Source organism: Streptomyces sp. NPDC029674 (genome assembly GCF_044903205.1).
Classification (GTDB): Bacteria; Actinomycetota; Actinomycetes; order Streptomycetales; family Streptomycetaceae; genus Streptomyces.
Genome location: NZ_JBJDPY010000017.1, coordinates 32,120 through 47,291 on the forward strand (window position 1 = coordinate 32,120; position 15,172 = coordinate 47,291).

Annotated in this window: 10 protein-coding genes and 4 pseudogenes; 10 read left to right on the forward strand and 4 right to left on the reverse strand. The window is 63.3% G+C overall.

The window, feature by feature from the left end:
- Nucleotides 1-4: 4 nt before the first annotated feature.
- Entirely contained in the window at nt 5-532 is a 528-nt protein-coding gene (locus tag ACI2L3_RS32010) for a hypothetical protein (protein ID WP_404755900.1), read from the reverse strand.
- 392 nt (nt 533-924) lie between these two features.
- Here ACI2L3_RS32010 and ACI2L3_RS32015 point away from each other — a divergent pair, with 392 nt between their 5' ends.
- Nucleotides 925-2,982, forward strand: coding sequence for a transglycosylase domain-containing protein (locus ACI2L3_RS32015; RefSeq protein WP_404755901.1), 2,058 nt, complete (start codon nt 925-927; stop codon nt 2,980-2,982).
- A gap of 94 nt (nt 2,983-3,076) precedes the next feature.
- Here ACI2L3_RS32015 and ACI2L3_RS32020 read toward each other — a convergent pair whose 3' ends face one another.
- Nucleotides 3,077-3,988 (reverse strand): transposase family protein, encoded by a 912-nt coding sequence (locus ACI2L3_RS32020; RefSeq protein ID WP_404755902.1) that lies wholly within the window; start codon nt 3,986-3,988, stop codon nt 3,077-3,079.
- Between the two features lie 302 nt (nt 3,989-4,290).
- Here ACI2L3_RS32020 and ACI2L3_RS32025 point away from each other — a divergent pair, with 302 nt between their 5' ends.
- A complete protein-coding gene (locus ACI2L3_RS32025; protein WP_404756019.1) occupies nt 4,291-4,578 on the forward strand; it encodes a winged helix-turn-helix domain-containing protein in 288 nt (95 codons plus the stop codon).
- Nucleotides 4,579-5,334: 756 nt separating this feature from the next.
- Here ACI2L3_RS32025 and ACI2L3_RS32030 read toward each other — a convergent pair.
- Entirely contained in the window at nt 5,335-5,748 is a 414-nt protein-coding gene (locus ACI2L3_RS32030) for a hypothetical protein (protein WP_404755903.1), read from the reverse strand.
- A gap of 21 nt (nt 5,749-5,769) precedes the next feature.
- Nucleotides 5,770-6,210, reverse strand: a complete 441-nt coding sequence (locus ACI2L3_RS32035; RefSeq protein ID WP_404755904.1) for a hypothetical protein — start codon at nt 6,208-6,210, stop codon at nt 5,770-5,772.
- A 354-nt stretch (nt 6,211-6,564) separates the two neighbouring features.
- Between ACI2L3_RS32035 and ACI2L3_RS32040 the strand changes: the two are divergent.
- The 8 genes and pseudogenes from ACI2L3_RS32040 to ACI2L3_RS32075 form a co-directional block, all read left to right on the forward strand.
- Nucleotides 6,565-6,846 (forward strand): annotated as a pseudogene (locus tag ACI2L3_RS32040) (winged helix-turn-helix domain-containing protein); the annotation flags it as partial.
- 397 nt (nt 6,847-7,243) lie between these two features.
- Nucleotides 7,244-7,732, forward strand: a complete 489-nt coding sequence (locus tag ACI2L3_RS32045; RefSeq protein ID WP_404756020.1) for a transposase — start codon at nt 7,244-7,246, stop codon at nt 7,730-7,732.
- Complete coding sequence (locus ACI2L3_RS32050) at nt 7,684-7,980, forward strand: hypothetical protein (RefSeq protein ID WP_404755905.1); 297 nt, start codon at nt 7,684-7,686, stop codon at nt 7,978-7,980. Before ACI2L3_RS32045 ends, ACI2L3_RS32050 begins: the two co-directional genes overlap by 49 nt.
- Nucleotides 7,925-8,068: pseudogene (locus ACI2L3_RS32055) on the forward strand (transposase); the annotation flags it as partial. The gene ACI2L3_RS32050 and the pseudogene ACI2L3_RS32055, both read left to right, overlap by 56 nt.
- A gap of 42 nt (nt 8,069-8,110) precedes the next feature.
- Nucleotides 8,111-9,058, forward strand: a pseudogene (locus ACI2L3_RS32060) (IS481 family transposase); the annotation flags it as partial.
- 3 nt (nt 9,059-9,061) lie between these two features.
- Nucleotides 9,062-9,253, forward strand: a pseudogene (locus tag ACI2L3_RS32065) (DDE endonuclease); the annotation flags it as partial.
- Nucleotides 9,254-10,504: 1,251 nt separating this feature from the next.
- The gene (locus ACI2L3_RS32070; protein WP_404755906.1) at nt 10,505-14,779 is read left to right on the forward strand and encodes a hypothetical protein; all 4,275 of its coding nucleotides are present in this window, start codon (nt 10,505-10,507) and stop codon (nt 14,777-14,779) included.
- Between the two features lie 94 nt (nt 14,780-14,873).
- Nucleotides 14,874-15,143 carry a hypothetical protein gene (locus tag ACI2L3_RS32075; RefSeq protein ID WP_404755907.1) on the forward strand — a complete coding sequence of 90 codons (270 nt, stop codon included), beginning with the start codon at nt 14,874-14,876 and terminating at the stop codon, nt 15,141-15,143.
- Nucleotides 15,144-15,172: the final 29 nt, after the last annotated feature.

Here is a 15,172-nt window from a genome sequence, read left to right on the forward strand (position 1 = left end):
GGCATCACCTCTCTTCGGTCTGCGGGGCGGCCCACGCCGCGGCTTCGGTCTCGCTCAGGAGCAGGACCTGCGTGGGGTGGGCGGTAGAGCCCTGCACGATGTGGAAGCGGCCCGGGTGGGTGCTGGTCTTCGGGACGGTGGCGACCTGCGGGGCGGCCTGGCTCCAGGTGCGGGTGGTGACCCGTCCCAGGAGCACGGTGGAGAACTGCTCGCGTCCCAGCGCGGCGCTGTAGCTCTGAGCGCCGGCGAGATCAACAGGGGTTGAAAGATGGGCTCTCAGTTGGTCGTCACCCTCGTGGCGTTCGGCGGCCCGGGTCGCGTCCATGAGCAGCTTGGGGATCTGTACCCCGAGCTGGGCGAAGTGCCCTGCCTGGAAGCCTGTGCGGGCCAGCCACAGGTCGCGCTGCACGCCGGCGACGGGTACCGGTTCGGCACTGGAGTCGTCGCACCGGCCGGTGATGACGTCGTGGCGCTGCAGGGCGCGGCGTACGGCGTCGATCTCGAAGTCGGCGGGACAGCACCGCCGGCTCACGCAGCAGCCGCTCCAAGGTGATGCCCAGCCGCGCCGCGGGCGCCGACGATTCCGGTGGCGAACAGGCACTGGAGAGTCTCGCCGGAGGAGATGCGGGCTTCGGCCTCGATGACTCCCTTCGCCTGTCCCAGCACGTCGCTGATGCCTTCGAGTTCGGCGTAGTGGTGGCTCTGTTCACGATTTGCGGTTCTGGGCCACTTCGTGTGGTGCCGTCCTCGCCCGCTGACACGTGCCTCAGGCGAAGGCGCCTCACCTGCGTAGCACTGAGTGGGCTGCCGCATGGGCGCCGCAGTTTCGGCTGAGTCCACACAAAGTGGACCAGAGCCCCAACTAACCGACGTAATCAAGGGAGTTCAGCCTGACGGGCCGAGATCAGTAGTTAGGGTGCACCCATGAGAAAGAAGAGTCCAGACGGAGGCTCGTCTCCTGCTCAGCAGGCCGCAAAGTTCATCGGTGTCAGTGTGCTCTCCGGCGTCGTGCTGGCCGGGATCGCGTTGCCTGTGGTGGGCTTAGCCGGCCTGGCCGCCAAGGGGTCGGCTGAGGAGTTCGAGGAGATACCGGCAAACCTCCAGCGCCCGCCGCTGAGTCAGCGCACCACCATCCTGGACTCCCAAGGGGCTGAGATTGCGAAGGTCTACTCGCGTGACCGCATGCTGGTCGACATCAAGGATATCTCGCCGTACATGCAGAAGGCGATCGTCGCGATCGAGGACTCACGCTTCTACGAACACGGCGCGGTCGACCTCAAGGGCATCCTGCGCGCCCTCAATGAGAACGCGCGGTCGGGCAACGTCTCGCAGGGCGCGTCCACGCTGACCCAGCAGTACGTGAAGAACGTCTTCGTCGAGGAAGCGGGCAACGACACGACGAAGGCCGCCGAGGCTACCCAGCAGACGCTCGGCCGCAAGATACGCGAGCTGAAGTATGCGATCCAGGTCGAAAAGGAACTAGGCAAGAAGAAGATCCTTGAGAACTACCTGAACATCACGTTCTTCGGACAGCAGGCCTACGGCGTCGAGTCGGCGTCCAGGCGCTACTTCTCCAAGTCCGCCAAGGACCTGAGGCTGGAAGAGGCGGCGCTGCTCGCCGGCATCGTGCAGTCACCCAGCCGGTACGACCCTGTTAATGCCCCGCAGGCGGCCACCAAGCGGCGCAACACTGTGCTGCAGCGGATGGCCGATGAGCGCGACATCTCGCAGGAGGAGGCTAGCAAGGCCAAGGCGAAACCCATCGCCCTCAACGTCAGCAAGCCCAGGAACGGCTGCATCACGGCCGTAAAGGGCGCCGCGTTCTTCTGCGACTACGTCAAGAACGTCTTCCTCGACGACCCGGTGTTGGGCGACACCCGCGAGGAGCGGGCGAAGATCTGGACCCGCGGCGGCCTGAAGATCCGGACGACGCTCGACCCGCAGGCCCAGGAGGCAGTGCAGGCCTCGCTGAAGAAGCACGTGTACAAGGGCGATCTGGTGGCCGGTGCCGCCACAATCGTCGAGCCGGGCAGCGGCAAGGTCCTGGCGATGGGGCAATCAAAGCCGTACGGCTACGGCAAGGACGAGACCGAGATCAACTACTCGGTCGACGAGCAGTACGGTCGGGCGATCGGCTTCCCCACGGGGTCGACGTTCAAGCCGTTCGTGGCGGCTGCGGCCCTGGAGGAAGGTCTCACACCGAAAAAGTCATACCCGGCGCCCTTCAAGATGCCGTACCCGACCCCGATCCACGGGTGCAACTCGACGTACAAGAACCCTGACGGAGCCACCGTCGAGAACGAAGACGAGTCCGAGGTCGGCCCGTACAGGCTGAAGGACGCGATGGCCAAATCGGTCAACACCTACTTCGTGCAGATGATCGCGGACATCGGAATGTGCCCGGTCCTGGATATGACCAAGAAGCTCCATGTGACGCAAGGCAACGGCAAACCGATCACCGAACAGCCCTCCCCGCTGACCCTCGGCTCCGACTCCATCTCGCCGCTGACCATGGCGTCCGCCTACGCGACCTTCGCTAATCGGGGCACCTACTGCTCGCCCGTAGTCATCGCGGCGATCCAGGACTCGAAGGGAAAGAGCCTTGAGGTGCCCAAGTCGACCTGCTCGAAGGCGATGACGACGAAGACCGCGGACACCATCAACACCCTGCTGCGCGGCGTGGTCGATTCCGGGACGGGCCAGCAGGCCGGCCTCACCGACCGGGAAAACGCGGGCAAGACGGGTACCACCGACTCCCGTAGGAACGCCTGGTTCGTCGGCTATACGCCGAACATGTCTGGCGCCGTCTGGGTGGGCAGCGCCTCCCAGAAGATCAAGATGGAGAACATTCCGATCGGCGACCGGTTCCACCCAAAGGTCTACGGCGGCCGGGTCCCGGGCCCGATCTGGAAGGATGCCATGACTGGCGCCCTGGTCGGCAAGCCCGCACCAGGCTTTACTGACTTCGGCTCGTCAGGGTGAACTTCCCTGAAGTCCCTGGTGGGCCCGGAGCAGTGGCTAACGACCTCGTGCATGGTTGTCGGCGGGACGCTGATCATGGTGCAGGCGGTGGAGTTCATCCCGTTGTAGCTGCCAGACGATGGGTTGCCCGCTGGTGTGAGACAAGTCCGGCGATCGCTGGCACGGTGTCTTCGAGGAGTGGGCGACGGCCGTGGTGGCGAGCCAGCGCCCGCCAGTTCTTGAGGTGGGCGATGCCGTGCTCGACGCGGATGCGGCGTGAGGAGTGTGCCTTGCGGCGCTGGGTGAACATCTCCTCCCACCACGGTGGAGGGTTCTTCTTGTACTTGCGGTGCGGCGGCGTGATGACCTGGCCGCCAGTTTGAGCACCCAGGCCCTGGTAGCCGGCGTCAGCAAGAATCTGAAGGTCAAGTTGTGCGGCGAGCAGTTGGACCAAGCCAGCGTCGCGGGCTTGGGTGATGTCCGGGCAACTGCCCGGTCTCAGCGCACCCGCGAACAGGAGGCACCCCTCCGCGTCAGTCACGACGAGGGCCTTCATCGCGTTCTGCTTACTCTTGCCCGAGATGTACCGGTCGCGTCCGGCGGTCCCTGGCATGGGCCGACGGAACCGGATCTCAGTGGCATCAATGATCGCTGTCCGTCCACTTGCGCCGAGGAACTGGATGACATCGGCCATTGTCCGCAGCCGGATGCCCGACGCCACGGTGCAGCCTCGCTCTGCCAACAGCGGTCTCACTTCACCGATCGCACGGGTGATGGTGGACCGGTCGACGCCAAACCAGCAGGCCAGCACGTCGTGCGTGACACCATGACGGAGGTGGACCAGGGTGGCCAGCAGCCGGTCGACGAAGACCAGCCTGTACCGAGCACCCGCCCCCAGGGCGCGCTGCCGCGGCCGCGCCTGAAGTCGCCTCTTCCTCTGCTCAGTCCATAACGGCCCAAGCTCGGCGATGAGTTGGGCAATCACATCCGCTGACAGCCCGGTGATCTGCGGGCTGCCCACGATCACCGCACGCGAAGCATTCCTCACCGGTCCAGAATCCCGCGATCAGCGTCCCGCCGACAACCATGCACGAGGTCGTTATGTATCCGTGGTGTGTGACATATGCAGATGCGGGCGGGCTGACCGCTGCGGGACGGCGGCGCCGGGAGACGATACGGATGTAGGCGGCTGAGCTGTTCGAGCAGAAGATCAAGCCGTCGGAGGTGACGCAACGCCTGCGGTGAGCCCGAAGTCGGCCTATCGATGGCATCAGTTGTGGCGGGACGGCGGTGTACAGGTGCTGGCTTCCGTGACCCGAATTGATCGCGATGCCGTCCATCCCCGCGCCACTTGGAAAACTGGCCCCGTACCTGGAGCAGGGCCGGGCCGCGCACGGCTGGGTGGAGGGTCATGTCTGGACCGCCGCCAGAGCGGCCACACTGATCGGCAGAAAGTTCCACATTGCCTACAGCGTCTTGGGAGCCACGAATCTGATTCACCGGCTCGGCTTCAGCTCGCAGGTGCCCGCGCGGCTGGCGGCCGAACGCGACGAGACGGACGTGACCTCGTGGAAGGAGGCGGCCTGGGCCGAGGTAAATGAGCCCGGGCGGCCCTGAGGAGGCTATGTCTGCTTCGAGGACGAGGTGGGCTTCACCCTGGGGCCCAAAGGACACACCTGGGGCTGACGCAGCCGCACCCCGGTCATGACAGTTAGCGGGCTGCGCTCGGGCCGACTGTCGGTGGCCGGACTGATCACGATGCGGCCCCGTTGCTGGACCCAGCTGTGCCACCGTCTGGGCACCCACCCCGCGGGCAAAAGCAAGCGCCGCAGCATGGATAGGCGGGCCTTCATCGCGCTGGTCGACGGCGGATCAGTGAGGACCTGGACGTTCATGCTGTGGCGTTTTTGCTTTCCGGAGCGGCAGGGGGTGCCGGCAGGGATGCGGTCGATAGGCAGCACAGTGGCCGCCGAGGATGACAACGCCTTCGTGTGGATCGCCTTTCGCCTGGGTAGGAGGGACGGCGCGGAGGTCGGCCGGAGCCTCGACGGCTTGATGTATGTAGCGGTAGCCGGTCGTGATGCCGATGTCGAATCCTGCAGTGAGCTGGGCATAGGTGTCACCGCACCGCAGATGGCCGGGGCGAGCAGGTGGCTGATGTGCGCCAGCTGTCAGGTGCCCGGTCAGGGACCGGGAAGTGCGGCTGGATAGATCAAACGAGGACGGGTAAACAAGCCCCCGAAGCCCCTGGCATGAGGATGATCTTGGCTGATATCCGTCCACCAGGAGCTTCGTCATTGCACAGCGCTGTTCAACTCGCGGTCAGCGCCGACGGCCGGGAAAAGGTGACTCAGACTGCAGTCAGCGCTCCGACTATTCAGTGATCATCGACGTTGTGCATGTTGATTCGATGGGCCTGCTCCGTTCACTTAGACAGACTTCGATCCATTCGCTCTGGCCGTTTGCGAGGTTTGGGGGCTTGAATTCGATGCCGCCGCCTCCTTGGCCATGATTGAATGCGTCGAAGTAAGTATTACCATTGGGATGGTCGACTCTCAGGAAGACGCCGTGCCCGTCTTCACGTGTGTCGGTAACAGTGAAACTGTCTGCATCCTCGCTGATGTGAGGGTGGTAATAGTCATTCCAGTAAACTTTTCCACCGCCGCCCAATGGCTGGAACCATGCGCCGTGGGGGGTGTCCCCGGCCGCGAATGCGGAACCCTGAAAGCTTAGAACCAGGGATATTCCTGCGACCGCCATGAAGACAGTCTTGATGCGGTTTCTCATGCTCATCTTTCCTTCCTGGAGTTATTCGGTAATATCCCACGACTGACACAGAGAAGGAACTGGCCTACCATTATTCGTCAGGCAGATTTTGAGTTTTCCTGTTGTGTCGTTTTTGAGATTAGGGATACCCAAGTGGACCCCATTGCCGCCCGCCCCGTTAGTGTTTGTTTCCGAATAGGTTTGACCATTCGGGTGACGGAACGACGCATAAACGCCGTGGCCGTCGCTGAGGGTATCGTAGAGAAAGAATTCATCCAGATCGTCAAGCGTGTCCGGATCGAAATCCCACCAGTCGACCTGAGCTTGTGCCTGCAGAGGGGGGTCTATGTAGTAATAGGAGGTCGGATTGGAATCTAGCGGACCGGAATCAGCTTGCGACGCAGTTGCGCCTGCAACCGACGAGAAAAGAATTGCGGCGAGGGAAGTCGCAACGCCCAGATATGACAGCGCAATATTGCGCATAGGAAGTCCCCGTCCTGAATGAGTTAACGAAGCCGACACCACCCCCAGCGGTCTATGCGATGCCGACGGAGGAAACGGAGCGTATCTTCGGCTGGAAAGCCAAGGAAGCGAAATAGCTAGTTGATTAGCGGATTTTTCCGGCGACCGGTCGAAGCACTCTGGACTGTAGGCGCAGCGAAGAAACCCGTGAAGCCGTTTGGCGCTTCTGGCGCATTTGCGCCAGAAGGGCGCGCGGCTGCGAACTGCGTAGCACAACTGCTTCATCTGCATCGCATTGCGGATCCGAGGCCCAGCTCGGACAGGCGATTCGTCGCCGTCGCCCCAGGAAATGAGTCTGCGGCTGGACCGGGCCAATCAACACTGCCGGTTCTGAGCGATGAGCTGTTCACAGTGCTGGAACGCGAGTTGGACACAGGTCCGGTGGCGCACAGCTGGCCGGACCCGACCTGGATCTTGTCGCGGATCAGGACCTTGATCGGACGCCGCTTCCGCAAGAACTACACCGTCCAGGGCGTGACCTCTCTGCTCAAGCGGCATGGCTGGTCCTGCCAAGTCCCCGCCCGGCGCCGGGCCGTCGAGCGACACGAGTCGGCGGTCGCGGGATGGGTGAAGGAGACCTGGCCACACGTGGAATGACAATGGCGGCGCTCAGCGCCTGGCTCGTGTTCGAGGACGAGGTCGGGTTCGCGATGACGCCGCCCACCAGCAGCTCGGCGGTCCGATCGTGCTCATCTGGGGCGACTGTGAGACTCATGTGGTGCTGCCCGGGGCCAGGGTCTGACCCGCGGGACAACTGGACCAGGTTGCCTTGTTGAGGATCTGTCGGCCATGGCTTCCGGGCGGTGTCTGGTGCCGCCGGACCGGCGGGCGTGTCTCGATAGGGGCCTTGCCGCACAAGGCACCGTCACAGTTCTGACCGCCCACCGGTTCGACGTCGGCCACAGCCCCGTGCCGATCGAGGAGCCGCGTGACCATCATCAGCATGCCCCAGCCGACTCTGCCCGCACAGCCGGAAGAACCGCCGGCAGAGGACATGATCCTGGGGGTGGACACCCACAAGGACGTACACGTTGCCGCCGTGATCACCGTGCTCGGGGTGCTCCTGGCCCACCAGAAGTTCCCGGCCACCGCTGTCGGATACCGCCAACTCCTGTCCTGGGCACGCTCTTTCGGTGCCCTGCGCCGAGCCGGTGTGGAATGTACCGGCTCCTACGGGGCGGCCCTGGCACGCTTCCTGAGCCGGGAGAACGTCCAGGTCGTCGAGGTCAATCAGCCCGACCGCGCCATGCGCCGCGAGCGAGGCAAGACCGATGCCGTCGATGCGGAGGCCGCGCCGCCCGCGCGGTCCTGTCCGGACGCGTTGACGTCACGCCCAAGACCGGCGAGGGCCCGGCGGCCGACATGCGCGTACTGCGGCTGGCAAAGGAATCGGCCGTCAAGGCCCGCACGCAGGCGAAGAACCAGCTCAAGGCTGTGCTGCTCGGCATCGATCCCGCGCTGCGCGAGACGCTGTCCAAGCTGAGCAACACGGCCCTGATCGCCGCGTGCGCCGACCTCCCCGACGCCGGCGACTCGGCCGTCTTCACGCTCCGGCTACTGGCCCGGCGCATCCAGCAGTTGACCGCCGAGGTGAAGGAACTCACCCGCCGGGTCACCAAGGCCGTCCGTCACGACCATCCGCAGCTCCTGGACATCACCGGTGTCGGGCCCGACAGTGCCGCTGCCCTGCTGGTCGCTGGCCGGCGACAACCCGGAACGGCTGGCCAGTGAAGCATCGTTCGCTGCCTTGTGCGGCGTCAGCCCTGTCGAGCAGTCTTCCGGAAAGACCCAGCGCCGGAGACTCAACCGCGGGGGCAACCGACAGGCCAACGCCGCCCTCTACCGCATCGTCGTCACACGCATCCGCCGTGATGCCCGGCTGACCGTTCATGGCAGGCGGCTGCTCGTCGAACGTGTCTGCGCAGGCCATCCCGTCGCGCACGTGGCCGCTGAGATGGGCATCTCGCGAGCCACGGCCCACAAATGGGTCCGGCGCTGGCGATCCGAGGGCGAGGCGGGCCTTGCCGACCGCTCCAGCCGGCCCTTGACGACACCGCACCGTGCCGCGGCGGCCGTGGAGGCCCGCGTCTGCCGGCTGCGGCAGGACCGCAAACTCGGACCGGCCCGCATCGGCCCGATCTTGGGCCTTCCCGCCTCGACGGTGCACCGCATCCTGGTCCGCCATGGCCTGAACCGGCTCGCGTTCCTGGACCGGCCCACCGGCCAGGTCATCCGCCGCTACGAGCGCGAGCGGCCCGGCGAACTGGTCCATGTCGACGTCAAGAAGCTCGGCCGGATCCCCGAGGGCGGCGGTCACAAGGCCCTGGGCCGCCAGGCCGGCCGGGCCACCCGCAGCGGCGCGGGCTTTGACTACGTCCACTCCGCCGTCGACGACCACAGCCGCCTGGCCTACAGCGAAATCCACGGCGACGAGAAGGCCGACACCTGCGCCGGCTTCCTGCGCCGGGCCGCGGCGTTCTTCGCGGCGTCGGGCACCGACCGCATCGAACGGGTGCTGACCGACAACGCCTGGCCCTACCGCAAGAGCTTCGCCTGGCGACAGGCGCTGGCCGAGCTCGGCGCGACCGGCAAGCTCACCCGCCCCTACCGCCCGCAGACCAACGGCAAAGTCGAACGCTTCAACCGCACCCTGCTCGACGAGTGGGCCTATCTGCGGCGCTACACCAGCAACACCGAACGCACCGACGCCCTGGCAGACTTCCTGCACGCCTACAACCACCACCGCTGCCACACCGCACTCGGCGGCCACCCACCAATCATCTGCGTGAACAACGCTGCGGCTCAATACACCTACGCACCCGACCTCAACCCGGTCGAGGGCATCTGGTCCGTCCTGCGACGCACCACCACGGCCAACCGCGCGTTCGCCGACCCCGACGACCTGATCACTGCCGACCGGCGCGGCTTACGTCAGCTTCAGTACCGCCACGACGTCCTCGATGGCTGCCTCACCGGCACTGGCCTTCGACGCCAACCATCATGACGACATCACGCTTTGCAGGTCAGTAAGTGGTTGCTTCGGCCGGTTTACCTGCCCCCACGTCTCAAGGACTCACGTGCGGCTGGCTTCTAGGGCCCCCGGATGGTACGCCGAGCCAATTTCACTGAGTGAAATTGCCGAAGAAACCAACGACGCAACCTTTTCGAGAGCATGGCACCCCTTGTGGCCGTATGGCGCATTTACGCCACCCTGGATGCCCCGTTTCGAGAGCTTGGCGAAAGTTCTGCATCTGTTGCAGAGAATCCATCTCACATATCATTGCGGAGCTTATCGGATCAGCAGTGTCCACTGGGGGTGGAGTAGTGAGCACGGTTCCGGTCATTGACGCTACTGGTATGCAGATTCTCGCCCTGCTTCGAAGGGGCCTGGATGACGCTGCGGTGGCGAGACAGTTAGGCATGGGCCATCGAACTGTTCAACGCAAGGTTCAGGAGCTGATGTCGATCCTTGAAGCCAGGGGGAGAGTCGCCCTGGGTGCACAGGCGCAGCGGCTCGGTCTCTTCTCGGACTCAACTGAGCATTATGCCCAGCTAAGTTCTGCCCTGAGCGATCACGCTGAGGTTGCCCATCGACAACCGCTGGATGACCTTCAAGCTGAGCTCGTGCATTAGCTGTGTCACCACGAGGCAACGTTATCTAAGTCCCTGCCTGTGGAGCTACCCCAAGAATTTATGTGCTTCGTAGGCACTCCAGGAACCTGTAGGGCGCGACTGATCCGTGTGGTCAGCCCGCCCGATTTAGCCGGCTGCGCTTCGGTCAACTGGCCCTGGACTCCCCGGGGCCGCTGCCGAAGCCTAGCTCATCTGGATATCTGCGTCCATGGCTGAAGAGGCATCCTAAATGCACCACCTGGAGGATCTCCTGCGCCTGTCGATACCCTCCACCTTTCCTACAGCGGAAAGCACCAGTGTGTGCTGTGTTCGGCGTGGGCGAGGGCAACGGTTATGAATTGGAGCCCCTTCCGATCGAATTCGTAACTGTTGCCGCAACCCGACTTTACTGAATCGCCCTGCGCGTTTCTGTCGGCGTCGATGGCGGCGGAAAGAGGGTCGACACCCGCTGTTCCCGAAGTCATCAACACCTTCTCGTATTGATGGCTCTCCCATATTGGTCCGGGCTGTACCTTTTCCCGCTCGGTGGGGCGTCCTGCCATGCCAGCCCAGGCATGGCTCCTTCTACCTGTAAGGGGACACGTTGCTCTTACGTCGAAGATCCACAGCCACTGTTGCCGCTTTGGCGGCCGGGGCGGTATTGGCTGGTCTACTGCAAACCGCAGCCACGGCTGAAGAAAAGGAGCTATCCACTCCTACGCCACGCGTAGAACACAAGGTTGACCTCAACGTTATTCCGCCCAGCAAACGCACCGAGGTCCTGGGGAAAGACTGGAACAAGTCTGGCGATGTGGCGTGGACCACCACCGGGGATGGCCGTGGGTTCCACCTGCTAACCGCGCGTAAGAGGGACGGTTACGCGTGGAAGACGTCATCCACCATGTTTGAACCAGGCTTTGAAGCAGATGCCTGGATCGGCAACGCATGCGTCACCGGGTCAGGCAAACATGCCGTCGTGGTGTACGCGCCGCGCACGTTCACCAATAAGTCTCGTCTCATGGCCCGCGGCGGTTTTGCCGCAGTCGTGAACCTCGAAAGCGGTCAGGTGAACAAGCTTGATCTGACAGTCTCCCTGTCGTACTACAATCCGGGCTGCGGTTCAGGAGAGACGGCGGTGCTGACGCAGTCTCCCGGAGAGGACAAGACGGCCACGCGTCTGGTCACGATCGATGCCGCTTCCGGCAAGGTCCGTCGGGCAGTCGTCACTCAAGGTCAGGTCACTTCCGCCATTCCGACTACAGGTGGCATCGCCGCGGCAAGTGGCGCCCGAGTCGTGAGCATCGACGGGGAGGGAAACAAAGAAGTCCTGGCGAGAACTGACAGAGTGCCGTACCGGTTGACCCCGGATGCCGATGGTGGAATTGTCTTCCTGGACAGGAAATCCGCCGGCAAGGGCCACGAGGCTACAAACCGCATCAAGCGGGTCACCAGCAACAAGAAGGTATCCGTCCTCGGGACGGGTCCGGTCACTCAGACTGGGCTGACCCGTACGGGTGGCGACGTCTACCTTACCGGCCGGCCTCAAGTATCCGCTGCCATGCCCTCGCATGTGCACCTGTTGGCCAGTACCGAGAAGGACGTCACGATCTCAACTCGTGCCGGCCTTCTGGTAGAGAGGCCTCAGTGGGCAGATGCAAAGTCGTCACCGCGTTCCCTTCACCCAAATAAGGGATCAGACCCACGGTGGGTGAAGGTCGCAGCGGCTGTGGTCGGGACAGGAAGCCGGCTCCGGTTCACAGTGCGGCCCCTAGCAGACAAGGCGGCGAAATGGCACCGGAGCCAGTCCCCTTCCCCCGCCCTTTCCGGCGGCTCGCGCGGTGAAGGCACGCAGAAGCGCATAGCACCATCGGCAGGGACTGCGAGCAGCCGTACGGAGATCGTGGAGTCCAACCGGGTGTGCTCGGTCCCGCGCAACGACCCACGCAATCAGGCGCTGCAGCCCAAGCCCCGCCAGGTTGAGTGGGCTGTGGACCAGGCCGTCAACGGCAAGCTGAACAAGCACATCTCGCGTCCCGCCAACTGGAAGAGCCTTGGGATGCCGGCCTACCAGCCTCAGTCCCTCTTCCCCAACCCCACCTTGACCGGGGGCGGACGTGTTCCCGCTCAGATACTCCTCGGCGTGGCGACTCAAGAGTCCAACATGTGGCAGGCAGCCCGCAGCTCCGTGCCCGGGGTCACAGGGAGCCCGCTTATCGGCAACTACTACGGCATCGACCTGTATGACGGGGAGAGCGCCAATGACTGGGATGTCAACTTCCGCGACGCTGACTGTGGATACGGCATCACACAGGTCACCGACCACATGCGTTTAGCCGGACGAGGTGACGACAAGGACCACGGCGGAGCTGCCTGGGAGTATCAGAAGCAGCGGGCGGTCGCCCTCGACTACACCGCCAATATCGCAGCGGGCCTGCAGATCCTGGTGGACAAGTGGAACAAGATCAAGCAAGCCGGCATTGAGGTGCACGACGGCGACCCCAAGCAGCTGGAGAACTGGTTCTTCGCCCTGTGGGCCTACAACTCAGGCTTCCACGCCAACACCAACGGTAACGAGCCCTGGGGGTTGGGTTGGACCAATAACCCCGCAAATCCAGAATGGGACGCTGGCCGGTCTCCCTTCATGGAGGACCGCCTGGGCAACGAGGAAGCCTCCGACGCCGCACACCCGCAGGACTGGCCCTACCCGGAGAAGGTTCTCGGATTCGCCGCGCACCCGCCCTCGTTCCTGGAGTCTCCGGGCAAGCTCGTCCCCGCCTTCCGGGGAGCCTGGTGGAACGGTACAGAGGGCGATGCAACCGTCAAGGGCAGCGCCAAGTACTACCGGGCCAAATCCAAACCGCCCGAGGACCTCTTCTGCGGCCCCTACAACAACTGCGATCCCTCGAAGATAGGTGACGGGTCCGAGAACGAGACCGGCAGCGGCCCCTGCCTTTTGACGACCGGTGAGAACAAGTTCAAGTGCTGGTGGCACCAGTCGGTCCGGTGGAAGGAGGAATGCAAGACCTACTGCGGCAACGAGTTCATGCGGTTCGATGACACTTACCCTGAGGAAGCTGACGGCACCGCCTACCCTCCGAACTGCACAACAGCCGGCCTCCCCTCCAACGCGATGATCATCGACGATCTTCCCGCCGGTACCCCGTCGGTGAGACCCAACTGCGTCAACGGCGGCTGGACCAATCAGGGCAGCTTCACCATGGACTTCGGCGAAGCCGAAGCCGGAGTCGAGCCAGGCGGCACCATCGGTGAAGTCTGGCCGGCCAAGGTCGACCTCCATCAACTTGGCGCGGGCTTTGGCGGGCACTTCTACTTTGGACACACTCGACAGAACGACACCAAGGGACAGCGGCTCGAGGCCACTGCGCTGTGGAAGCTAGGCAAAGCGGTTAACGGTCCAGCCAAAATCATGGTTCACCTCCCGGACCATGGAGCGCACACCAAGAAGGCCAAGTACAAGATCAAGACCGCAAAGGGTATACGAAATCGGGTGCTTTCTCAGCCCGGAGACGGGAACCGTTGGGCGACACTTGGCTCCTTCATGTTCGACGCCGCCCCCGAGGTCACGCTGAGCACCACAACGCCGGACGGCACAGGAGACCAGGATATTGCCTTCGACGCTGTCGCGGTCGTGCCCATTAAAGGCACATACGTAGAGCGCACTGTGCAGGCGGTGGGCTTCTTCGACGAGGATCAGAACCTCGATGCCGACAAAGAGAGCATGTTGCCTCTCGACACACCCTTCAAGGACCGGCAGCATATATACGACTGGGCCATGAAGACATCCGGTGCAGTGACGGCCCTGCCGGGCTGTCTCGACCTACCGGCTCCGGGCTGCGTCATGCCCAAGACAGGCGCCGCGATGGTTAAGTGGAAAAAGTCCATTGAGGAGGCTGGAACGGATCCAGTCAATCATCCCGATGGCAAGAGCATGGCGGGGTGGCTGCACTATTCAAACCCGGTAGCTGATCGGCCGACTAGTGACAGCAAGCCTGCCCAATTCGATCGCGACGACAGTTCCTACAAAATCCGCAACAAGGCGACTGTCTCTTTCGTCAAAGCAGATGATGGAAAGGTGGTGGAAGGCAGCGAGTTTGTCGAGTACGACGATCGCACAGCCGATACCCACCTGCCGAAGTTCGTAACGGACACTTTCGCGGCCATCAAGGATGACTACAAGATTGCACCGCCGGACCTGAACTACACCGCTCGGGATCTCAACGAGCACAATGGCAGGGACACCACCACGGACACCAACAGCACGGGAGTGCTGCCGGGTCGTGCCTATGCAGCCATGGGGCTCAAGCCCAGTGTGGTTGAGAACGGCACCTGCGTGAGGGCCCTTAACACGTCCGGGGGGTCGATCGGGTACCGGCCCATGCTTGGCGTCCAGAAGGTGACTGATTCTGCGACCCGGTGGAAGAATGAAGTCGCAAACTCGCCCGTGGTCGACGACAAGGTTGCCGACTTGGTCGGTGAGATCTACAACGCCTTCTTCAAGCCGGGCAAGCTTGGTTCGCTGATGAACAACGCCCCGCCGATTTGGCAGGAACTGAGCTTCAAGCTCTGCGCGGATGGGAAGGTTCGCGCTTACGACGGCGATCCGATCCTGCGGTCGAGCCACATGCCGAACCAGTACCTGTACCTGGACGACAAAGCAATCGATCAAGCCGGAAACTACACCTCAAGCGCAAACCCTCTCTATCGAGGGGACTTTGTGCCGTTTAGCGCCATCTTCGACTTCACCGGCCATGGGCTCCCTTATGGCAGTTGTGACGCGGGATCTGGGCACAGCGGAAACCCGTGGAACATCGGCGTCGAAGACAGTACCGGCACCAATCCCAGCGGCCACTTCTGCTCCTGGCCCAGCACCGCGCCGGATCCTGAGTACAGTAGCTAGTCACCACAGCTACTAGTCCTCATGTGAGGGCGTTGGCGGGGTGGGGTCACCTCAGTGGCCCCACCCCGCCAGCGAGGGAGGCGAAGGGAGCCCGATGGCGCTGATACTTATCCCGTTCCTCTACCTGGGTGCGCTTTTCCTGTGGATCACTATTCCAATCATCAGTACCCGTGAAGGCCGGATCGGGGTACTGCTTCCGTATGGTCACGCCGGGATCAGCGCGGCGACGATAGCCTACGGGTATGCAAGCAATTCTGGCCTGTTCGCTGTAGCCTTATTCACCCTTGGGCCCGGCGGCGTCGTTTCCTGCTTTCGCATCCTGCTACAGCGAGCATTCCGCACAAAAACCAGCCCCAAGAAGTAGTCGCTGAACCACTATTTTCAGAATTCGTC